The organism is Vibrio sp. V08_P9A1T1, from assembly GCF_963874405.1.
In the GTDB taxonomy this organism is placed as follows: Bacteria; Pseudomonadota; Gammaproteobacteria; order Enterobacterales; family Vibrionaceae; genus Vibrio; species Vibrio anguillarum.
Window position 1 is genome coordinate 1 of the sequence record NZ_CAWNIB010000248.1, and the last position, 22698, is coordinate 22698.

Annotated in this window: 18 protein-coding genes, 2 pseudogenes and 1 riboswitch; of the genes and pseudogenes, 8 read left to right on the forward strand and 12 right to left on the reverse strand. The window is 44.8% G+C overall.

The features are described 5' to 3' along the window. Positions 1–189 precede the first annotated feature (189 nt). From glgC to AACT21_RS10430, 3 genes are all read left to right on the forward strand, one after another. The gene (gene glgC / locus AACT21_RS10420; protein ID WP_013857078.1) at positions 190–1407 is read left to right on the forward strand and encodes a glucose-1-phosphate adenylyltransferase; all 1218 of its coding nucleotides are present in this window, start codon (positions 190–192) and stop codon (positions 1405–1407) included. 1 nt (position 1408) lies between these two features. After that, positions 1409–2863 carry a glycogen synthase GlgA gene (gene glgA, locus AACT21_RS10425; protein WP_094164408.1) on the forward strand — a complete coding sequence of 485 codons (1455 nt, stop codon included), beginning with the start codon at positions 1409–1411 and terminating at the stop codon, positions 2861–2863. Positions 2864–2996: 133 nt separating this feature from the next. Then, positions 2997–3797, forward strand: coding sequence for an alpha/beta fold hydrolase (locus tag AACT21_RS10430; protein WP_013857076.1), 801 nt, complete (start codon positions 2997–2999; stop codon positions 3795–3797). On the opposite strand, the gene AACT21_RS10435 is transcribed toward AACT21_RS10430, so the two are convergent. From AACT21_RS10435 to torD, 5 genes are all read right to left on the reverse strand, one after another. After that, positions 3794–4111: a putative signal transducing protein gene (locus AACT21_RS10435; protein WP_017044655.1), complete on the reverse strand. Its 318-nt coding sequence runs from the start codon at positions 4109–4111 to the stop codon at positions 3794–3796. The two genes, AACT21_RS10430 and AACT21_RS10435, sit on opposite strands and share 4 nt — an antisense overlap. Positions 4112–4119: 8 nt before the next feature. Further along, positions 4120–4800, reverse strand: a complete 681-nt coding sequence (locus tag AACT21_RS10440; RefSeq protein ID WP_094129361.1) for a TVP38/TMEM64 family protein — start codon at positions 4798–4800, stop codon at positions 4120–4122. A gap of 148 nt (positions 4801–4948) precedes the next feature. Further along, on the reverse strand, positions 4949–5536 hold the full coding sequence (locus AACT21_RS10445) for a TfoX/Sxy family DNA transformation protein (RefSeq protein ID WP_013857073.1): 588 nt from the start codon (positions 5534–5536) through the stop codon (positions 4949–4951). 114 nt (positions 5537–5650) lie between these two features. Then, positions 5651–5736, reverse strand: a riboswitch (cyclic di-GMP riboswitch). 161 nt (positions 5737–5897) lie between these two features. Next, positions 5898–6905, reverse strand: coding sequence for an HTH-type transcriptional repressor PurR (gene purR, locus AACT21_RS10450; protein WP_047690899.1), 1008 nt, complete (start codon positions 6903–6905; stop codon positions 5898–5900). A 272-nt stretch (positions 6906–7177) separates the two neighbouring features. Continuing rightward, entirely contained in the window at positions 7178–7822 is a 645-nt protein-coding gene (gene torD / locus AACT21_RS10455; RefSeq protein WP_094164409.1) for a molecular chaperone TorD, read from the reverse strand. Positions 7823–8108: 286 nt separating this feature from the next. On the opposite strand from torD, the gene torR reads away from it, so the two are divergent. Continuing rightward, positions 8109–8822, forward strand: a complete 714-nt coding sequence (gene torR, locus AACT21_RS10460) for a two-component system response regulator TorR (protein ID WP_013857070.1) — start codon at positions 8109–8111, stop codon at positions 8820–8822. A gap of 126 nt (positions 8823–8948) precedes the next feature. Here the strand turns inward: torR and elyC are convergent, their stop codons facing one another. Then, positions 8949–9773, reverse strand: a complete 825-nt coding sequence (elyC, locus tag AACT21_RS10465; protein WP_013857069.1) for an envelope biogenesis factor ElyC — start codon at positions 9771–9773, stop codon at positions 8949–8951. Positions 9774–9861: 88 nt separating this feature from the next. On the opposite strand from elyC, the gene cmoM reads away from it, so the two are divergent. Genes cmoM through mukB form a run of 4 tightly spaced genes read left to right on the forward strand, consistent with a single transcriptional unit; the run spans position 9862 to position 17159 of the window. Beyond that, on the forward strand, positions 9862–10653 hold the full coding sequence (gene cmoM, locus AACT21_RS10470; protein ID WP_017044660.1) for a tRNA uridine 5-oxyacetic acid(34) methyltransferase CmoM: 792 nt from the start codon (positions 9862–9864) through the stop codon (positions 10651–10653). A gap of 2 nt (positions 10654–10655) precedes the next feature. Next, complete coding sequence (gene mukF / locus AACT21_RS10475; RefSeq protein ID WP_094164410.1) at positions 10656–11993, forward strand: chromosome partition protein MukF; 1338 nt, start codon at positions 10656–10658, stop codon at positions 11991–11993. Then, the gene (gene mukE, locus AACT21_RS10480) at positions 11974–12705 is read left to right on the forward strand and encodes a chromosome partition protein MukE (RefSeq protein WP_017044662.1); all 732 of its coding nucleotides are present in this window, start codon (positions 11974–11976) and stop codon (positions 12703–12705) included. The genes mukF and mukE overlap by 20 nt, the downstream gene beginning before the upstream one ends. Next, a complete protein-coding gene (mukB, locus tag AACT21_RS10485) occupies positions 12702–17159 on the forward strand; it encodes a chromosome partition protein MukB (protein ID WP_094164411.1) in 4458 nt (1485 codons plus the stop codon). The genes mukE and mukB overlap by 4 nt, the downstream gene beginning before the upstream one ends. Before the next feature lie 79 nt (positions 17160–17238). On the opposite strand, the gene AACT21_RS10490 is transcribed toward mukB, so the two are convergent. From AACT21_RS10490 to cmoA, 6 genes and pseudogenes are all read right to left on the reverse strand, one after another. Further along, positions 17239–18216, reverse strand: coding sequence for an alpha-L-glutamate ligase-like protein (locus AACT21_RS10490; RefSeq protein WP_019280854.1), 978 nt, complete (start codon positions 18214–18216; stop codon positions 17239–17241). 2 nt (positions 18217–18218) lie between these two features. Beyond that, positions 18219–19724 carry an inactive transglutaminase family protein gene (locus tag AACT21_RS10495; RefSeq protein WP_013857063.1) on the reverse strand — a complete coding sequence of 502 codons (1506 nt, stop codon included), beginning with the start codon at positions 19722–19724 and terminating at the stop codon, positions 18219–18221. Between the two features lie 14 nt (positions 19725–19738). Then, positions 19739–20170, reverse strand: a pseudogene (locus AACT21_RS16695) (ATP-dependent zinc protease family protein); the annotation flags it as partial. Positions 20171–20295: 125 nt separating this feature from the next. Beyond that, positions 20296–20491, reverse strand: a pseudogene (locus tag AACT21_RS16700) (ATP-dependent Zn protease); the annotation flags it as partial. A 129-nt stretch (positions 20492–20620) separates the two neighbouring features. Then, entirely contained in the window at positions 20621–21592 is a 972-nt protein-coding gene (cmoB, locus tag AACT21_RS10505) for a tRNA 5-methoxyuridine(34)/uridine 5-oxyacetic acid(34) synthase CmoB (RefSeq protein WP_094164413.1), read from the reverse strand. A 94-nt stretch (positions 21593–21686) separates the two neighbouring features. Further along, the gene (gene cmoA / locus AACT21_RS10510) at positions 21687–22418 is read right to left on the reverse strand and encodes a carboxy-S-adenosyl-L-methionine synthase CmoA (RefSeq protein WP_029189742.1); all 732 of its coding nucleotides are present in this window, start codon (positions 22416–22418) and stop codon (positions 21687–21689) included. Positions 22419–22698: the final 280 nt, after the last annotated feature.

A 22698-nucleotide genomic window follows, 5' to 3' on the forward strand; every position in this document is an offset into this window, starting at 1 on the left:
AGTCAGAACAGCGTATTTAAAATTGTATTATTTCTTTAATTCGATAACGTATAAACAACCGATTGCATTTAGGGTGGTGAGGGAGTTTCATACAGACCACTGCAAGCGGTCAATAAGGATAGCATCCATACATCCCCTGTAAATTAAGGTATGGAATGCAAATATAAGAATGAAATAAGGAGAATTAAAATGGCTGGTGTTTTAGGAATGATCCTTGCTGGTGGCGAAGGCTCGCGCTTGATGCCTTTAACGGAATCTCGTAGTAAACCTGCAGTGCCATTTGGTGGCAGTTATCGTTTAATCGATTTTGCTTTGAATAATTTTGTAAACGCGGATTTGATGCGTATCTACGTGCTTACACAATTTAAATCACAATCGTTGTATTTACATATGAAGAAAGGCTGGAACCTTTCGGGCATCACTGATCGGTTTATCGATTCAATCCCCGCACAGATGCGTGATGGCAAGCGCTGGTACGAAGGTACTGCGGATGCTATCTACCAGAATATTCGTTTTATTGAACTCTCTACCCCAGACCAAGTATGTATTTTTGGCTCTGATCATATCTATAAAATGGATATCCGCCAGATGCTCGATTTCCATAAACGTGTAGACGCAAAACTGACCGTTTCTGCGCTGAGAATGCCGCTGAAAGAAGCGTCTCAGTTTGGTGTGATTGAAGTTGATGAAGCCGGAAAAATGGTCGGTTTTGAAGAAAAACCTTGCAACCCTAAAGCGATCCCTGGGCACCCAGACCTTGCACTTGTTTCTATGGGTAACTACATATTCGATACAGATAAACTCTGTGCAGAACTGCGTCGTGATGCTGAAGATAATCACTCCAGCCATGATTTTGGCAAAGATATTATTCCTAAACTTTTCCCAGAAGGGGAGGTTTATGTCTATGATTTTTCAACCAATAAAATCAAAGGCGAAAAAGACACAACTTACTGGCGTGATGTTGGTACGATTGAGGCCTACTGGGCAGCGCACATGGATCTATTAGAGCATGATGCCGATTTCTCGTTGTATAACCGTAGCTGGCCTCTCCACACTTATTATCCACCGTTGCCACCTGCAACCTTTGTTGATTCACACGATCGTAAAGTACAGATCACCGACAGCTTGATCTCCGGCGGAAGCTACATTCAAGGTGCGAAGATTTATAAATCGGTACTAGGCTATCGCAGTAACATCGGAGCCAACACTTTAGTGAGTGAATCCGTGATCCTCGGTGATGTTAAAATTGGCGAAGGATGTACAATTAAGCGTACGATTATTGATAAAAATGTCGAAATAGCGCCAGGTACTATCATTGGTGAAGATTTAGAACTCGATAGACAACGTTTCCATGTTTCTGATGAGGGCATCGTTGTTATCGCAAAAGGAACAAAAGTTGGATTCTAGAATGGAAAAAATCGATGTTTGGTTTACCGTTTCAGAAGCTCAAGGTTTGATCAAAAGTGGTGGTTTGGCCGATGTGGCCAAAGCACTGCCTAAAGCACTGCAAGAGTTAGGTCATCAGGTAGCTATTGTGCTACCTGCTTATCGTTCTATATTGGGCATTTCAGATGCTCCTGTTGTGCTAGAAACTGAGCTTACCCATTGGCCTCATACTTCATATCTGGTCCGCCAGATGGAGCTAGATGGAGTGGCCGTGTACTTAATTGAATGTGAACAATATTTTGGCCGAGCACAAATGTATGGCGAGAATAACCAAGCGTACGCTGATAATGGCGAGCGTTTTGGTTTCTTTTCAGCAGCTAGCCTAGATGTTTTACCTAAGCTCGGTAAAAAACCACAGATTATCCATGCAAATGATTGGCATACAGGGTTGGTTCCATTTTTGTTGAAAACGCGTTACCAGCATGACGCTTATTTTTCTGATATGAAAAGCGTATTGACCGTTCACAACGCGATTTTTAAAGGTATTTTTTCTTATCATCAATTAGAGATCATCCCAGAATTGAACTTATCTGGCATGGAATTTTTACGCTACGGACACGATCACGTCAGTATGCTAAGAGCAGGGATTGCCTTTGCTGACAAAATCAATGCCGTTAGCCCTAATTATGCTTCCGAGCTGCTAACACCGCTTGGCTCTCATGGGTTAGTAGATGATTTTGTTCACCGAGCTAGAGATTTGCACGGCATCGTTAATGGGTGTGATTATAGCGAGTGGGATCCACAAAACGATAAATTTCTTCCTCTTGGCTACTGTGATGAAGCTGAATCACTTCAAGCGGGCAAACGGGCGAGTAAGCGTATGTTGCAAGAGGAGCTGCAATTACCTCAGCGTGACTTGCCTTTGTTTGGGATGGTTTGTCGACTCACCCACCAAAAAGGTTTCCACTATATTTTACCTATACTAGAGTCGTTCTTACGCAATGATGCTCAGCTCATTATTGTTGGCACAGGAGAGCCTGAAGTTGCTGTTCAGCTACATAAAATGGCGGCGAAGCATGCTGATAAATTTGCGTTTGTTGAAGCTTATAGCAATCGTTTTGCACATTTGGTTGAAGCCGGTTCTGATTTCTTCTTAATGCCTTCAGAATTTGAAGCTTGCGGTTTGAATCAGATCTACAGCATGGCTTATGGCACGCTGCCTATCGTTCGTGAAGTTGGTGGTTTAAAAGACACCGTGCGTGATTATGATAAGTTTCCTGAAGAAGCGACCGGCTTTGGTTTTCATGATCCTTCTCCAGAAGCACTGCTTATTGCAATGCAGCGAGCGATGCTGTTTTATCTTCAACATCCCGAAACTATGTTGGAGGTTCAGCAGAGGGCGATGCGACAAAACTTTAGCTGGCAGGATTCAGCGAAAGAGTACATCAAGATGTATCATCTCGCGTTTCATGACTGATGTTTTTATAACAAGTAAGGCGCTTTGGCGCCTTACTTGTTGAGCCGAACGAGCCTGCATGATTTTTTGCTATTCAGCCCCCGTTTTGTGGTAGTCTTGCGTTTCTCAAATTGAAGCTGATTAACGGTTTTGTATGTCTCATAGCCTACTTTTCCATAAGACCTACCTGCATCCCACCAGTGATGAATGGGTTGTTTTTGTGCATGGCGCAGGTGGAAGTTCATCCATCTGGTTTAAGCAAATCAAAGCGTACCGTGAGCATTTCAATCTGTTATTAGTTGATTTACGAGGTCATGGCAAGTCAAACCAACTGTTTAAAGAGTTGATGGCAAATCGTTACACGTTTAAATCCGTCACTCTTGATATTCTCAAAGTGCTCGATCATTTGAAAATTCAGTCTGCCCATTTTGTTGGAATGTCACTCGGCACCATTATTGTGCGTAATCTTGCTGAAATAGCGACTGGGCGAGTTTGCTCTATGGTTTTGGGCGGAGCGATAACCCGTTTGAATGTGCGCTCTCAAGTGCTCGTAAAGTTGGGTAATTTGAGTAAACACATCATTCCTTACATGTGGCTTTATCGTCTGTTTGCTTACATTGTGATGCCACAACGCAACCAAAAAGAGTCACGCCATCTTTTTATTCGAGAAGCGAAGAAGCTGTGCCAAAAAGAGTTTAAACGCTGGTTTATGCTGACTTCCGAAGTCAATCCTTTGATGAAATGCTTCAAAGAGAAAGAGCTGCCCATTCCCACTCTTTATCTTATGGGAGAGAGAGACTATATGTTCATTCAACCCGTTAAAGACATGGTGGCAATGCATAGACAAAGTGTGTTATTAGAGATCCCAGATTGCGGCCACGTGTGCAATGTTGAACAATCTGAGATGTTTAACCGCCATTCAATTGAGTTCATCCGCCAGCATCAGACTCGTTAGTCTGAATCTAAACAACCGCAGTACCAGCAGGCTGCAAACTGCGGCCCATTTTCCTCGTTGCACTGTCCACAAACCCAGTTAGGTTCTTCGTTTATCTCTTCTATCTGATAGGTCAATAATTGTGCTTGAGCCTCGGCGATTTGAGTTTCATCCAACAGCCATATATAGGGCAAGGTTTCTTCTGAAAAAGGGAGCTCTCCACCTAAGCCGTATAAGTTATCGCCTCTCACTTCACAGCGAATATTGAATTGCTGTAAATACTGACAAACTATATATGCCTCTATCGGGTGGTTTGAAACACAAATTTTCATCATTATTCACTTCAGGCGGAAGTTGGGTTTTTGTTCAATCTGGCCATAATCCACTTGGTGAGAATAGGAAAAAGACCTAATAGAGCAAATGAAAGCAAAACCGAAGGAGATACAATGCCGGATAAGCTTTCAATTTCAGCTAGTTGAGTACCAGCATTCAGATAAACGGCAGTGCCGGGCAGCATACCGAGTTGGCTAATCAGGTAAAAGCGAGCGGTTGATATGGGTGTTAGGCCCATTAATAAATTAATCAAGAAAAAAGGGAAAACCGGAATTAAGCGCAGTGAGAATAGATAAAATGCCCCATCTTTTGCAACGCCTTGATTAATCGTTTGCAGCTTTTGACCAAATTTTGTTTGAATCCATTCACGCAGTAAGAAACGGCTACTCAAAAAGGCGATAGTTGCGCCTATGGTGCTGGCAAAGGAGACAAGCAGTAAGCTAGTCCAAAAACCAAACAGCGCAGCGCCCAGTAACGTGACGACCGCCGCTCCTGGGATAGAGAAAGCGGTGAGCACAATATAGAGTGAGAAATAGATCAAAGCAGCGCTGATCACGTTTTGGCTAATGTATTCGTTTAATAGCATTTGCTGTGCTTTGGCATTATCTAACGTTAGATAGTGGCCAAAATTTACAATCAAAAAGATAATAAAGGCAAATAAAGCCAAGCCTAAGAGAAGTTTTTTATTCATGGTATTCCTCAAAACGACATATTTTACTAGATATAGTGAAGAAGACAGAGGAAGTCGAATTTATATTTCAAAACGGGATTAAAAAAACGCCCGCATGGTGATGCGAGCGTATTTGATTATTTAATCGAGATATTTATTTACTCGGAAGTTAAAGGCTTTTAGCTAATTCATCGCGTCGAGATTGTGGGATAACCGACCAATGCTTGCCTTCAATCGCACCTTCAAGGGCCCATAGCAATTCAAGACTGATTGAAGAAGAATGGGTTTGCTGAATCGCTTTATAGGCTTCCAAAGCCCCCTTTGTATGCAAATCCGTTACAGATTCTATCCCTGCTTTCTTAAGCATACGTTCGGTGGCGAGTCGAAGGTTCGGGAGATCTTTTAGGCGTTCTGGCTTCGTTTGGGCTTGAACTTCTCGTTCTTGTTTGGCGATTTCGAGTGCGACAGCAGCATCTCGTAAAATGAGCGAAGGGTTTTCCCAACAATTGTCAGGTAATGCGAAGTATTTTGTGACGACAGGGAACCCACGTTTTTTATAGATATAGGGCTCATAGCCTTGCTCTTTAAAGCGAGAGGTTGATAGATCGTCTGCGCGAATATGAAGTTTATCGTTTACGACCAAAGCAAACATGGTGTCATCGACAAAAATGCCGAAGCCGCCAAACATTGAACGGGACTTAACGCGTCCAAGTTGTTCGAAGAGTCGCATTGAATCTTTAAGTACTGGTTTATCCATGCTGTAAATTCTCGGTGTATGGGAAAAACGCCACCAAAATCAGGTCCGAGAGATTAGCAAACTTATGCAGAAAGAGTGTCAGTAAGGGGTAAACTTAACGTTTGCATATTTGCCATCGGCAACCCCGCTACCTACCGAATAGTCGGTTTAGGCCGGAGGCTTTGCGTCCCATCTTTTCAAATGGTTTGCCCTGTGCGTGACTTCTAATAGTAAGAATATATAAATTTTTGGATGAGCATCACGTTTATTTATTATTTGCGTGATGCTCATTCCAAATTTACTATTATTTAATACGGCGTTCTGTCTCGAATATAGGAAAATCCCTAAAATTGACATTTGTCGCTTGCTTTAAATAATGACACTATTTCGTTATGTTTTTTACTGTGTTGCGTTCAACAATCTCGGGATGCATCTCAAACACACGACGTTCATGCTCTTTGTCTTTAATGCGTTCCAATAGGATTTCAAAGGCGTTTTTCCCTACTCGTCGTTTTGGCTGGTGAACCGTGGTTAACGGTGGCGAGAAATACTCAGCAAGTTCAATATTGTCATAACCAATAACAGACATGTCATCAGGAATACGGATGCCTTTTTGTTGCAAGCGACTCATTAAACCGAGAGCCATTGTATCGTTAAAGCAGAAAACAGCCGTTGGCCGCTTGTCCATGGCGACAATTTTGTCGGCGGCGAGCACCGCAGTATCACACTCGAAGTTACCTTCCAAAATCCAATCTTCATGAACGGTTAGGCTTGCTTCGGCAAGAGCACGCTTAAACCCTTGAATACGCTCTTGGCACGCCGCTTTTTCGAAGTGTCCACTTAAGCAAGCAATGTCAGTATGGCCATGATCAATAAGGTATTTGGTGGCGAGATATCCGCCTTCCTCTGAGTTATCAATAATTTTATCGGCTTGAGAACTTTCAGGGCCCCAGTCCATGATAACTTTCGGAATGTCTGAATGACGATCAAGCATCTCAAGCAGTTCTTGGGTGAGGTCCGAGCACATGACCAACATACCATCGACACGTTTTTCCGCTAGCATGCGGATGTAGTCGCGTTGCTTCTCGTAAATACCGCCGGTATTGCACAAAATAAGTGTGTAGCCTTGGCGGTAGCAGTAACTTTCAACACCATCGATAACCTCAGAAAAAAATAAGTTTGTCGATTGGGTCACTAACATACCAATGGTACGGGTGGTGTTGCATTTTAAGCTGCGAGCGACTGCACTTGGTGCATAGTTAAGCTCTGATACCGCTTCCATCACTCGTTCTTGGGTTGCTTCAGCCACAAAGCGAGTTTTATTGATTACATGCGATACCGTGGTGGTTGATACGCCCGCTAAGCGTGCAACGTCTTTAATCGTAGCCATAAATTCTCTGTCCTGTCGATAACTGCTGAAAGTGATAGTCACGAAGAGCAATTCAGCGGTATTAGGCCTATCGGTGTTATATTGAAGCCTAAAAGTAGTAAAAACACAAAAACCGCCTCTAATCAGCGGTTGCATCTTAAATTCATTTTTTATCGTTTGCGGTCAAGATTCTAGTCCGCAAATGTCCATCAAGCAACGAAAAATCCACCGAATAAATCGGTCAACAGTCACAATTGACCGATTTAGTAATTGGTATTAACCAAGTTATCTTACTAGTTTGATAAATAGTCGCGGTCTAAGTGAAGAAACGCGACCAACAATTCGCTTGCGGCACCGTAAAAACCAAATTGATCAATTTGTTGGCAGCGAAGATGGAATTGTGGGATCCAAGAGAGCAAATGTTGTTCAATAAAATCACACTGCCGTGTAAAGGCTTGTTCAAGGTGTGTCTCTTGTTCAAGCTCATTGGAGCGAATGATCAAGTTACCTAAGAAATCCAGTTCAATCGCAATGTGGTCGGCGGGTTCGTTGAGTGTATCGTTGACTGCAATGTGATGGGCTGCCATCAAATCCGACATTGCTCTGGCTGGTTCGTCATTGAGCAACCCTGATTTTCCAATGTAAATTGAGGCATAGGGTAGCGCGGACTCCTTATTGGATTTTAAAAAAAGATCACAGAAATCGGCTGCGAGCTCAAGCTGTGCGTCTTCTTTGTCTTGCAATCGGTTCAGTGCATCAACTAATTTATCAATGGCAGGTTTAAGTGTCGCGTTTTCTGCTAATCCTGAAAGAAATGTGCGAATAGCGGGCGTATAGTATTGCTCTAATTCATGTTCTGAAAGTTCTTTCACAAATAAGCTCGAAAGCCACCAATAAATCTCGGCACGCTGTTCATTAAAAGCTTTGATGTCTTGCATGGTATTGGCTCTCCAAGGGGTGTTTTTGCGAAAATCGTTTTTAAAAAGTAATTGATCTAAGTGTAACTAATAAAAATGAATAGCAGTCGCTAAGAAAATGAAAAAATATGAATGATTTTTTCATTAAGTTAATGGATGTCTGGAAGGTTGTTTTGAATCAAAAAACTCTCATCTTTCTTAATTTTAAAAGTGATACGACTAGAATTATGACTATTTATGAATAGAATGGCTTTGTACAGAATCTCGAGCCGAGGTTTGAACATTTCTATAGAGTAAAGTGGTGTAAATGAGCTATCACGTATTAGTAGTTGAAGATGATGCAGTCACTCGCAGCAAGCTAGCTGGATACTTTCAAAGCGAAGGTTATATGGTAACGCAAGCGGAAAGCGGTACTCAGATGAGAGATGCTTTGAAAAACAGCGCGATAGATCTGATTATGCTAGACATTAATTTACCCGGTGAAGATGGTTTAATGTTAACGCGTGAGCTACGCAGCCAATCTGATATTGGCATCATATTAGTGACAGGGCGCACGGATAGCATTGATAAGATTGTTGGTCTTGAAATGGGGGCCGATGATTACGTAACGAAACCTTTTGAATTGCGCGAGTTGCTGGTGAGAGTGAAAAACTTGCTGTGGCGGATCTCGACCGCAAAAAACAAACTGAACGAAGAGAGTGGTGTATCTCACAATGCGAATTTAGTGCGCTTTAGCGAGTGGACCTTTGATATCCAGCGCCGAGCGCTGAGCCGTAATGGTGAGCCCGTAAAACTGACCAAAGCGGAATATGAGCTATTAGTTGCCTTGTCGTCATATCCGAATCAAGTCCTTAGCCGTGAACGTATTTTAAATATGATCAGCCACCGTGTGGATGCACCTAACGATCGAACGATTGATGTACTGATTCGACGCATGAGGGCGAAGATGGAGTTTGATCCCAAGAATCCGCAAATCTTTGTGACTGTGCACGGTGAAGGTTATATGTTCGCTGGTGATTAGCTGAGTGGTCGCGTGTGTAAAATTGGCAGTTGGGTCGTGCCTTTTTATTCCCATGATTTTTTGTGGCCGCAATTATCAAGAAAAACGGAGCACATAAGTGGCTCCGTTTTGGGTTGAATACAATTGCTAATTGCTATTGATGTCCAACTCTGTATCGCCATGCCCGGAGGCCCAATCACGTAAGTCTTGCCACAGCAGCCCTAACGTTTCATACCAGTAACGCTCGGTTTGTTCTAAATAACGCGCTCGAGGAGCGTATTTTTCCCAAGGTTGCTCAATATTCGTTTGCGCTAAGAAATTGGTTGGCGCAGGTATTGGGTCAATACCTGCAGAATTAAACTCTTTTAACGCTCTTTCCATATGACTGGCTGACGTTACCAAAACCAGCCTACGCTGTTGAACAAAGGCGGCGGCTTGTCGTGCTTCTTCCCAAGTATCTTTAGCTGTTTCTAGCAAAATAATATCGGATTTATTCACTCCAAGCGCGAGTGCCACCACGGCTAGCATGCGCGCATGGCTAAATTCCGACCCGCCAGAGTAGCCTGATAAAATCAACTTTGAGCCGGGGTACATACGCATGACACGTATGCCTTCGTTTAAGCGTACCAACGCAGTGCGGCTGAGTTCCGAGGTCGGCGGGATTTGGTCATCCACTACGTGGCCGCTACCTAAAACCATCACATAATCGATGGTGCCATCAACGGGGAGAAAAGCCGAGTATTGTCTTTCCAAAGGCATTAGCATGCGTGTTGCAAAGGGTTGGAAAGAGATAAGAAATATCCCCACTAAAGAGAAGAGGACAAACATACAGCCAGTCTTACGTCTGACGGTGAACATTATGAGCATTAATCCGACAAAACCGAGGATTAGCATTGCCGGAAGAGGCATTAATAATGAGGAAATAACTTTTTTCAGCTCAAACATATACAAAATAGTCCGAAAAAACACCACTTGATAATAAAAAGGAACAAAGCCCCTTTATTCCTGCCATTCCTATGACAGAATAGCAGCACGATTCGCTATCATAACTCAAGCCACTGTGACTGAAGACCGGAATTTCGACGATATTGCCCACAAATTTGCAAAAAACATATACGGCTCTGACAAAGGTGAAATTCGTCAAGTCATTGTTTGGCAAGATCTTGAGCAACTGCTCGCTTTGTTGAGCAACCACCCAAAACCTTTGCAAGTGCTTGATGCTGGCGGCGGTTTGGCACAAATGTCACAAAAAATAGCCAAGCTTGGACACCAAATCACGCTGTGTGATTTATCCTCGGAAATGCTCCAGCTAGCCGAACAAGAGATCCGCAAAAATGGTCTGCTTGAGCAGTATCGGTTGGTACATTCCCCCGTGCAATCCATCCAATCGCACCTTAGTGCGCCAGTGGATGTGTTGTTGTTTCACGCGGTGATGGAATGGTTAGCCGAGCCAAAACCCGCATTGCAGAATTTGTTAGAGCAAGTTAGGCCAGGTGGTATGGCATCAATCATGTTCTATAACCATCATGGCTTGGTGTACAAAAACGTTGTCTGTGGCAACATTCCCCATGTATTGGAGGGCATGCCGCATCGCAAGCGGTTTAAGCTCCAGCCTCAGCAAGGGCTAAAACCTGAAGAAGTGTATCAATGGATCGAAGAATCAGGATTTGAGATTTGTGGAAAATCGGGCATCCGATCATTCAGTGACTATATTGGGAATGTGAAAAATATGGGTGACTACCAATATGAAGATGTACTGGCACTAGAACAACAATTATGTAGACAAGAGCCGTACCTCTCGCTAGGTCGATACATTCATGTATGGGCGAAAAAGAAAATAGAGCAGGAATAACAATGAGTGAGATGACTCAGAACGCTGCACAGCAACCTATTGATGAATTGGTTGGTTGGGTAAAGCAGCATGATTTCTCATTGAACCTGACGACAGAACGACTGGCGTTCCTTATTGCCATCGCAGTATTGAGTAACGAAAGGTTTGATGAAGAATTAGGTGAAGGTGAGTTACACGATGCGTTTGCCATCGTAACTCGCTTATTTGAAGAAACCGGTGAAGCCTCCGCGTTTCGTGCCAATAATGCGATCAATGAGTTGGTAAAACAGCGCTTAATGAGCCGCTTCACCAGCGAGATGACTGATGGCGTTAGCATTTACCGTTTGTCACCGTTGGCTATTGGTATTACGGACTACTACGTCCGCCATAGAGAGTTTTCCAAGCTGAAGCTCTCAATTCAGCTTTCTATGGTCGCCGATGAAATGGCCAAGGCGATTGAAGCCGCGAATAAAGGTGGTACTCCCGGGCATTGGAAAAAGAACGTCTACGGCGTATTAAAATACTCGGTAGGGGAAATTTTTGATCGTATCGATTTAAACCAACGTGTGATGGACGAGCAGCAGCAATCGGTCAAACTGCAAATCGCAGAGTTGCTGAATAAAGATTGGCGTGAAGCGATCAACAACTGTGAATCGTTATTGTCTGAAACCTCTTCAACGCTGCGTGAACTGCAAGACACTTTACAAGCGGCGGGGGATGAGCTGCAAACGCAAATTTTGGATATCCAAGAATTGGTTTATGGCGAAGCTGAACTCGAATTCATTGAAGAAATCCTGTTTGGATTACAGATGAAACTTGATCGCATCACCAGTTGGGGACAACAGGCGATCGATCTCTGGATTGGCTACGACCGCCATGTCCATAAATTCATTCGTACCGCCATTGATATGGACCAAAACCGAGCGTTTAGCCAGCGTTTACGTCAATCACTCAGCGACTATTTTGACGCGCCTTGGTATCTCACTTATGCCGATGCTGAGCGTTTAACCGACCTGCGTGATGAAGCTCTCGTCTTAAGAGATGATGAGGTGATGGGGCAAGTGCCTCCAGAAGTGGAGTACGAAGAGTTCCAGCAAGTCAATGATGAGCTCTCCATGCGTATCGGCAGCATGCTCAAAGGTCATAAAGATCAAGGGATGCCAATTGATTTAGGACGAGTACTGAGAGACTACCTCGCCACTCATCCCCATACACATCATTTTGATTTAGCCCGAATTATTGTTGATCAAGCGGTGAGGCTTGGCTACTCAGAGCAAGATTACCAAGCCATCCAACCTGACTGGCAAGCGATCAACGATTTTGGTGCAAAGGTACAAGCAAATGTCATCGACAGATATTAATGAATACATGCCAGAAAATCTGGCTAAAGCGATTTCAAATCCTTTATTTCCTGCGCTAGATAGCCAGCTTCGAGCTGGGCGTCATGTTTCTAGTGATGATTTGGATAATCACACCTTTTTATTGGATTTTGAGCCCGATTTAGCGCTGTTTTACCAACGCTATAACACCGAATTAGTCAAAGCGCCGGAAGGCTTTTTTTACCTGCGTCCTCGCTCTACTGCTTTAATCAATCGTAGCGTGCTGTCTGAGTTGGATATGCTGGTCGGCAAAGTGCTCTGTTTTCTTTATTTGAGTCCTGAACGCCTTGCGCACGAAGGCATCTTTACTAATCAAGAATTGTACGAAGAGCTACTGTCTCTGGCCGATGAAAAAAAACTGATGAAGCTCGTCACCAACCGAGCCAGCGGTTCAGACTTAGACAAAGAAAAGCTATTTGAAAAAGTGCGTACCTCATTGCGTCGTTTACGTCGTTTGGGGATGATCATCCATTTAGGTGATACCAATAAATTCCGCATTAGCGAAGCCGTATTTCGTTTTGGTGCCGATGTGCGTATTGGTGACGACATGCGTGAAGCACAACTGCGTTTGATCCGCGATGGTGAAGCGGTTGTCCACGCCCAAGAGCCGAATCAAGGCAGCTTGCTGGATAACGAAGACGAGATTGAAGAACAAAATGTTAACGAGCAAACAGAATGGGAAGGTGAAGCATGATTGAGAGAGGTAAATATCAATCGCTAACCATGATCAATTGGAACGGCTTTTTTGCTCGTACTTTTGATATTGATGGATTAGTTACCACCTTGTCAGGCGGTAACGGTGCGGGCAAATCGACCACCATGGCGGCATTTATCACCACCTTGATCCCAGATCAAAGTTTGCTCCATTTTAGAAACACCACCGAAGCGGGCAGCTCACAAGCGTCTCGCGATAAAGGCTTATACGGTAAACTGCAAGCGGGCGCATGTTACGCCGCGTTGGATGTAGTGAATTCACGCAAACAGCGTTTACTGTTTGGCGTTAAGCTACAACAGGTGGCGGGGCGCGATAAAAAAGTTGATATCAAACCGTTTGTGATTCAAGGCTTGCCAAGCCATGTCAAACCAACCGATGTGCTGATTGAAAACGTCTCAGACAACCACGCGCGCGTGCGTCAACTCAATGAAGTGAAAGAGATTGTCGCGAAAATTGAAGGGGCGTATTTTAAAGCGTTTAGCTCCATTGTAGATTATCACGCGCAGATGTTTGAATTTGGCGTGGTGCCGAAAAAACTGCGTAACAGTAGTGACCGTTCAAAATTCTATCGCTTGATTGAGGCTTCTTTATACGGCGGTATTTCCAGTGCCATTACTCGCTCGTTGCGTGATTATCTGTTGCCACAAAATGGTGGTGTGAAGAAAGCATTCCAAGATATGGAATCGGCGTTACGTGAAAACCGCATGACATTAGAAGCGATCAAAACCACGCAAGCGGATCGCGATCTCTTCAAGCACCTGATTACCGAATCGACAAATTACGTGGCCGCTGATTACATGCGCCACGCCAACGATCGCCACAATAAGCTAGAGCAAACGCTCGCGTTGCGTAACGAGTTATTCGGCTCTCGCCATACATTGATTGAGCAAAATCGATTACTCAATCAAGTTCAAGAAGAACTTGAACTGCTGTTAGAGCAAGAATCTACCTTAGAGCAAGATCACCAAGCCGCTTCTGATCACTTGCAACTGGTGCAAAACGCACTGCGTCAGCAAGAGAAAATTGAACGCTATCAAGAGGATTTGCAAGAGCTCACTATTCGCCTTGAAGAGCAGATGATGGTGGTGGAAGAGGCGCAAGAGCGCGTCATGATGGCTGAAGAGCAAGCGATTATCTCTGAAGATGAGGTCGATAGCTTAAAGAGTCAACTGGCCGATTACCAACAAGCATTAGATGTTCAACAAACGCGAGCATTGCAATATCAACAAGCCGTACAGGCGCTCGATAAAGCCAAACAGTTGCTAAATGATGATCAGTTAACACCAGAGCGTGCCCAAGCGCAGGTTTCTGATCTCAAGCATCAGCAAGACGCTAACACTACCACCTTATTAGCGTTAAAGCATAAATTGGACATGTCTTCGGCCGCAGTCGAACAGTTTGAGCAGGCACTGCAACTGGTGCGTAGTGTAGTGGGTGAGGTGCCTCGTCACGATGCGGCTCAGCATGCAAAAGCCATCATGCAGCAAGCGCGTAACGCCCAGCAAATTAGCCAAAATGAAGCACAGTGGTATGCGCAGCAGCGAGATCTGGAACGTCGCTTAAATCAGCAGCAAGTGGCGCGTCAGTCCGTGGCTGAATACCAAAAGCAACACCATATTGACTTGCACGATGAGCTAACACTAGAGCAAGAGCGCGAGCGCCACGCCGCTCTGATTGAATCGCTGGAATATGAACAAGAAGCGCTACGTGAACAGCGCAGTGAGCAGCGCCGTACCGAGCAAGATAAACAGGCTGAAATTCAACGACTGGAATCGATCGCTCCGACTTGGATTGCTGCTAACGATGCATTGCATACCTTACGCGAACAAAGTGGTGCACCATTAGAAAATAGCCAAGCTGTGATGGCGCAGATGCAGCAAGTGCTTGAGCAAGAAAAAGCACAATCAATCGCTAAAGATAAACTGGCAGAACGTCGCGCGCAGCTTGAAAATGAAATCGAGCGCTTGGCGTCTCCTGGTGGTTCAAATGATCCTCGCTTGAAAGGATTAGCGGATAGCTTAGGCGGCGTTTTACTGTCTGAAATTTACGATGACATCACGATTGACGATGCACCTTATTTCAGTGCCATGTACGGCCCAGCTCGCCATGCGATTGTAGTTTCGGATTTATCTGGCATCAAAGAGAAGCTGGTAGAGCTTGATGACTGCCCAGAAGATCTGTACATCATTGAAGGGGATGTCGATGCCTTTGATGATAGCTCGTTCAATGCTGACGAATTGGAAGGAGCGGTATGTGTACAGCTCAATAACCGCCAAATGCGTTATTCTCGTTTACCTGAGATCCCACTCTTTGGCCGCGCCGCGCGCGAACAGCGTTTAGAGTTACTGCGTAACGAGCGCGAAGAAGTGGTGGAAGAGCACGCGAAAGCGGCGTTTGATTCACAAAAACTGCAACGTCTATACCACAGCTTTAACCAGTTTGTTGCTTCGCACATCCAAGTCGCTTTTGAAGCCGATCCAGAACAAGCGTTGCAAGCGGCACGTGAGCAACGCAATCAACTGGTCCGTGTATTGGCTGAGTTGGACGCAAAAGAGCAGCAGCAGCGCAACCAGTTACAGCTAAGCAAACACGCGTTAACGATGCTCGATAAGCTGGCTCCTAACATGTTGCTCATTGAAGATGAGGCATTGCAAGCACGTTTCGATGAAGCTGAGCTGAACATTAATCAACTGGCGGAAGCGAAAGCGTTTTTAAGCTCGCACGGTAAAGCCATCGCGGAGTTAGAGCAGCTTGCTTCAGCGCTTGAGGTTGACCCGCAGCAATTTGATGCACTCACTGCACAATATCAGCAAGCGGATCAGGCTCTTCAGACATTGAAAGTGCAGATCTTTGCACTCTCAGACGTGATTGAACGCCGCCACTATTTTAGCTATTCCGATTCGGTTGCTCTGCTCAGTAAAAGTAGCGAGCTAAGTGAGCAGCTCAAAAACAAATTGGTTGAGGCAGAAAGCGCCCGTACCCGTACTCGTGATGAGCTCAAACAGGCTCAAAGCCAAATGAACCAATATAACCAAGTGTTAGCGGCCTTAAAAAGCTCGCATCAAGCTAAGTTGGAAACGGTTCAAGAGTTCAAGCAGGAGCTACAAGAGTTTGGTGTGCATGCCGATGAAGGTGCGCAAGAGCGTGCTGAACGTCGTCGTGATGAATTGCAACAGCGTCTGCATGCCTCACGTACCCGTAAGAGCGAGTATGAACGTACACTGACCGCAACTGATCTTGAAATGAAAGCATTAGTTAAACGGTTGAAAAAGGTGCAGAAAGATTATCAAGATCTGCGCACATTTGTGGTGAATGCAAAAGCAGGGTGGTGCTCTGTATTACGTTTGGCGCGTGATCACGATGTTGAGCGCCGCTTGCATAAACGTGAGCTGGCGTATTTATCGGCCGATGAACTGCGTTCCATGTCAGATAAATCGTTGGGCGCGCTGCGTTTAGCAGTCGCAAGCAATGACGACCTACGCGATGCACTGCGTTTGTCGGAAGATAACGCACATCCAGAACGCAAAGTTTTGTTCTACATCGCCGTGTATCAACATCTGCGTGAACGTATTCGCCAAGACATTATTCGCACTGATGATCCTGTTGAAGCGATTGAAGAGATGGAAGTGGAGCTTGCGCGCTTAACAGAAGAGCTGACTCAACGTGAAAACCGTTTAGCGATCAGCTCTGAATCGGTGGCCAGCATCATCAAAAAAACCATTCAACGTGAGCAAAATCGTATTCGGATGCTCAACCAAGGTTTGTCTAACATTAACTTTGGTCAGGTGAAAGGCGTTCGCCTTAACGTGAAAGTACGCGAGAGCCATGAAATCCTACTCGCGGGATTATCTGAAAAACAGAGTCAGCATAAAGATCTGTTTGAGAGTACTCGTTATACCTTCTCCGAAGCGATGGCGAAATTGTTCCAGCGTGTTAACCCGCATATCGATATGGGGCAACGTTCACCGCAAGTCTTGGGTGAAGAACTATTGGATTACCGTAACTACTTAGAGTTGAGTGTTGAAGTAAATCGCGGATCCGATGGCTGGTTGCAAGCGGAATCGGGCGCGTTATCGACTGGTGAAGCGATTGGTACTGGGCAGTCTATTTTATTGATGGTAATTCAAAGTTGGGAAGAGGAATCTCGTCGTCTACGCAGTAAAGACATCGTCCCATGTCGTTTACTGTTTTTAGATGAAGCGGCGCGTTTGGATGCCAAATCCATTTCAACCTTGTTTGAACTGTGCGAGCGTCTGGATATGCAACTTTTAATTGCTGCGCCAGAGAACATTAGCCCTGAGAAAGGCACGACCTATAAATTAGTGCGCAAAGTGTTTAAAGATCACGAACACGTTCATGTGGTCGGTCTACGGGGTTTTGGTCAAACTGAAAAACCAAAATCAGAAGCACAGCAGATGGCCGAAATGCTGTAAGCATCGCCTCCATCGCTAATAAAAAAGCCCAATACTCCTGATAGAGATTGGGCTTTTTAGTGATTAAATTGGGTGAGAGTTACTCGCTTACCTCACCTGAACCGAATTGCTTTGCTGCATAAGCCACGCGTTCTTCGGGGCTGGGATAGATAAGTTGCGTACCTAAACTTTCAATATGCTGCAAGCGTGGTAGCAGCCCTGCGCCATTGGCTATCTGGATAGCAAGCCCTGGGCGAGCGTTAAGCTCAAGTACCATTGGTCCTTCTTCTTTATCCAACACCATGTCGGTTCCCATATAACCAAGGCCGGTCATTTCCCAAGCGCTAGAGGCTAAGGTGAGTAGCTTTTTCCAATGTGGTACTTGCAGCGTGGAGAGCTCTTTGCCGGTATCTGGGTGCTCAGTGATGGGTAAATTAAACTGCACGGCTCGTACTGCTTTTCCTGTCGCAATATCAAGACCTACGCCAACAGCGCCTTGGTGTAAGTTGGCTTTACCATCAGAAGCCGAAGTCGAAAGGCGCATCATCGCCATGACGGGGTAACCTTTGAAGACAATAATGCGTACATCAGGCACACCCTCATAGCTAAAGCCTTCGAAACAATCGTCAAACTTAATTAGGTTTTCAACCACAGCAACATCATTTTTACCGCCTAGTGAAAATAGTCCGGCCAAGGCATTACTGATGTGGCGCTCAACATCTTGCTGGTTGATGGTCGCACCAGAAGGTTTAGTGTACACGCCATCCTTGTGCGACATAATCACTAAAATTCCTTTACCACCGCTTCCGCGTGCAGGTTTTATCACAAAGCCCGGCCACTCTTTAACCATGGCATGGATCGACTTCACATCCGCTTGATTACTGATCACACCAATCAGTTTTGGCACAGTACAACCCGCACGCTGCGCAATCAATTTGGTTTGTAACTTATCATCAACCAATGGGTATTTTGAGCGATCGTTATAGCGACCAATGTAGCTATGGTTGCGCTTGTTCATGCCCATAATGCCTTTACGGCGTAGCTTAAATGGAGAAGTGTATTCGGATAATGAAAACATCTTTACTCCTCGGCTAACGGTTTAAAACGGCGAAGTTCAGTTAAACGGTATCCAGTATAGGTTCCCAATAGCAGAATGGCAGCTAATACGATCAGCTGTAAGCCAATAAAATTAAAGGTTAGGTGTTGGACATAAGAGTTAGTCATTGCTAAGTAGATTAAGATGGAAGTAAAGAGCGAGCCGCCACCTTGTAAAATCACCTCTTTTGCTCCTTCTTCTTCCCACAGAATCGACATACGTTCGATGGTCCAAGAGAGAATGATCATCGGGAAGAAGGTAATGGATAACCCTTCGGTCAGCCCGATCTTAAAGGCAACGACGGTAAAGACAGAGATGATGAGTATTACCGCAATGATGACCGCCGATATCCGTGCTACCAGTAGCAGGTTCAATTTCGATAAATAGCTACGAATGATCAAACCTGTTCCGACGATAAGCAGAAAGCCCACGATACCTGTCAGTAATTGAGTTTGAACAAACGCCACGGCGATCAGTACCGGCATGAAAGTACCTGAGGTCTTTAGCCCAATAATCACCCGCAAGAACACCACAATTAATGCGCCGATAGGAATCAACATGATGGTCTTGAACATCGCTTGCTCTTCAAGCGGCAAACTGTGAATAGAGAAGTTTAAGAGTTTGTCGGCCTCAATTTTATTATTGGTTGCCGTTTGAGGTGAAACATCTTGAGACAGCATAGTGAAGTGAACTTGGCTGTTTTGCCCACCCGTGACATCCAGCAGTGAAACGTTGGATTCATCCCAAACCAGTAGGTTAGGGTGGTTGGGCTGCGTACCCGTTTCAGGGTTAAAAAGTACCCACTGATCGCCATTCCATATTTCGTTCATGTGTTGAATCGTTTGACGGCGGCGACCATCTTCGAGCTGAATAACACCAACGACTTTATTGGGAATTTGAGAGTATGACAGCAGTTTTTGTGTGGCGTCTACTTTGCTCATTTTATTAAGCAGCAAAGAGGCGTTTTGGCTATCGGCGTCATTGAGGTTTTTAATCAGTTCGCGGGTAAAAGTGATGTTATCCGCCGAGCGTTGATTCGCTCGTTCAATTAATGCGATAGCCGCTGCTTCTTCTGGGCCATCAAAGGTTGGCTTAACCACATCACCCATCGGGGGGATAGGGTCCGCTTTCGCTTGAGGATCGACTAAAAATTGGCTTTTGTAGTAAATCGTTTGTGGGCCAGTTGCTTTGCGGATTGACCACTCAACACGTTTGCCCGTGTCAGTAGTAACGTAAGCCACGCCATAACCTGGTGATGATGACGATTCATTGATCAAAGTATATCCATCTTGAGTATGAGGCGCAGCTAAAGAGACTTTGGCTTCTTTGCCTAACGCATTGAATTCAACACGTGCTTCAATATCCCAAATTTGGCGAGTTTCCCCGGGTGTCCATGGCACCCCATATGTTTGGTGGCGAACTACACTCAATGTAATACCAGCCGCTATCAGTAACAAGACTGATAGATAAAATGGAACTCGTGACGTCATAAATATCCTTGCTGTTATTTGGTTTCGGTGTGGATGTATTTGCGACTGACATCGACTAGGGCGATATCACGAATAAATTCGCGTCCTAAGAGGATAGGATGGCTCATTTGAGAGCGATCAGCCAAGGTGAACTGTGCTTTTTCGTGAATACTGCCTAATTTTACCCACAGCTCAACAACGGCTCTGCGTTCCATTTCTTCATTGGTCGATTGGCGAATTTTAACGTAGCGAATAATAGGGGATTCTATCCAGTTCGTTTCATCTGTTGCTTTCTCACCATCGGAAAGGTGGAAACGCACCCAGTTCTTTCCGTTACGCTCAAATTCTTCAATATCAATGGCATTAAGCGAAGAAGTCGCGGCTCCTGTGTCAACACGCGCGTCAAATGTTTGTTTGATCGAATCAATCGTTACCTTTTCAACTTCACCTAAAATAACGTCATAACGAGATCTTGGCATCGATGGAGTCGCAGCCGGAACGATAAGGTCATCGCCGGTTGTTGCTTCTGTATGTGACTTTTGGGCGTTAGCGGCAATCACCTTGAGTTTAGAGAGCTTTTGATCGAGCTTTAACATCTGATTTTCAAGGTTTTCAATGTAATCATTCTGGTTACTCAACTGAAGTTCCAGATTGGTCATTGTATTGTTGAGGTTCGATTCCGAAGTCTGAATCGCTGTTAGGGTAGCTTGGTGGTATTGTTCACCATTTGTTAGGGTGCAGCCTGACAGTAAAGCAATTGCAACAACGGATGCTATTGACTTAAACATTTGCGACCTTATGTATTTGTGATGGATAACTACTGATAAACCGAAGTTTAGCTGATAAAAAAGGATGCGTGTAGCATCCTCCGATAAGGGTAATATTATACGCAGAATCAAGCGTTAAAACTGTGTCAATTATAGTTTTTTTGCCACCAAAATAGCGCGTCTTGGTGCCGGATAACCTTCTAAGGTTTTGCTTGGGTCGTTTGGGTCAAGATAGTCAGGTAACGAATTGTGCGTCATCCATTGTGTGGTACGTTGTTCACCAACGGAGGTGACACTCTCATCAACGATACGCACGTCACCAAAACCACATTTTTCAAGCCACACTTTGAGCGCTTTTGCGGAAGGGAAAAAGTAGATGTTACGCATTTGTGCGTAGCGGTCGACAGGGACCAACACCGCATTTTCGTCGCCTTCAATAACCAGCGTCTCAAGAATCAATTCGCCCCCTGTGACCAACTGATTTTTCAATTGGATCAGATGATCTAGCGGTGAGCGGCGATGGTATAGGACACCCATGCTAAATACGGTGTCAAAGGCGTTCAATTCAGGTAATTGTTCAATGCCTAGTGGCAGAAGATGAGCACGTTGGTCATCACCCAATAGTTTACGCACCGCTTCAAACTGCACTAAAAACAGGTGCGAAGGGTCGATACCCACACACAGGCGAGCACCTTCGCCAAGCATACGCCACATGTGATAACCATTACCACAACCAACATCCAGCACGGAACGGTCTTTCAGCGGTGAAATGTGGGGCAATACGCGGTCCCATTTCCAATCGGATCGCCATTCAGTGTCGATATAGATACCGTGTAAGTGATAGGGCCCTTTGCGCCAAGGATGAAAAGTTTTAAGCAAACTTTCCAATTTTTTCTGTTCGCCTAACGCCAGCGGTGTGCTATTTGAGAGAGTGACTGACTGCTTGAGCTCGATCAGCTCAGGTGTACCCGAGGGGATTTTATTTAACGCACGAACCCAGCGGTCAAAGTCGCCATGCTCTGCATTTTGCCAGTCCGTCAACTGTTGTGGCAAAACGTTTAGCCAAGGTTGGAGACGGGTATCTTGAGCGATCAGTTGATAAAAATTGGCAAAGTTAAACATGCAAAGCGTATTCCTAGATTAGGTAAAAAGACCCTAGACAAATGGCAAATCAGGTTTTGGCCCTTCTAGGGAAAAAAGCCAAAACGGCATTCTATTATTTAATGGCGAACATTGAACCAAAGTTGAAACACTGGAACCACATTTCATAGCTTGAAAAGCCAATTTGTTTAAAGCGAGCTTTATGTGTTGTGATGGAATCTGGGCACATCACATTTTCAATCGCACTGCGTTTTTGACTGATCTCTAATTCGCTGTAGCCATTGGCTCGCTTGAAATCATGGTGGAGATCAATTAGCAGCTCATGCGCCGTTTCATCTTCAAAAATGTACTTTTCAGACAAAATTAGTATGCCACCCGGGCGAAGGCCCGCGTAGATTTTTTCAAGCAGCGCGAGCCTATCTTCTGGCGATAGAAATTGCAGCGTAAAATTGAGCACCACCACAGAGGCATCACGAATTTCAATCTCACGAATGTCGGCCTCAATCACCTCGACAGGCGTATCCGAACGATAGGCGTTAATGTGCAGCTTGCATCGTTCAACCATGGCGGACGAGTTATCAACCGCCACAATTTTACAACCTTCTTGGCGAATATGACGACGCATCGAAAGCGTAGCCGCGCCTAAAGAGCAACCCAAATCGTAAATGGTAGAGTGTGGTTTAACAAAGCGCTCAGCTAACATGCCAATGGCCGAAATAATATTGCTGTATCCCGGCACTGAGCGTTGGATCATATCAGGGAAGACTTCAGCAACACGTTCATCAAAGGTGAAATCACCAATCTTATCGATTGGGGCAGAAAAGATGATGTCTTTATGATTGCTCATGGTGTACCTCATAGCGGCGCGCAACAAGCAGTGCTGACGGCTGCACTACCTTAAAAAAGGCGCACATTTTAAGAGAAAAGCGTGCGCGTGTCATTAACCTTGCACGACTCTCGATGAGATTATATTAAAATTAAAACTGGTCCGGTCTTTAATGGGTTTTTAAGCTGATAACAACTCTATCATACGCTGACAGTGTCAAGACGTTTTTGATGAATAAAGATGAATCTAATAGCACGCGAAAGAATTCACATCTTTGCATTTGAATTACTGAGCTAGTGAA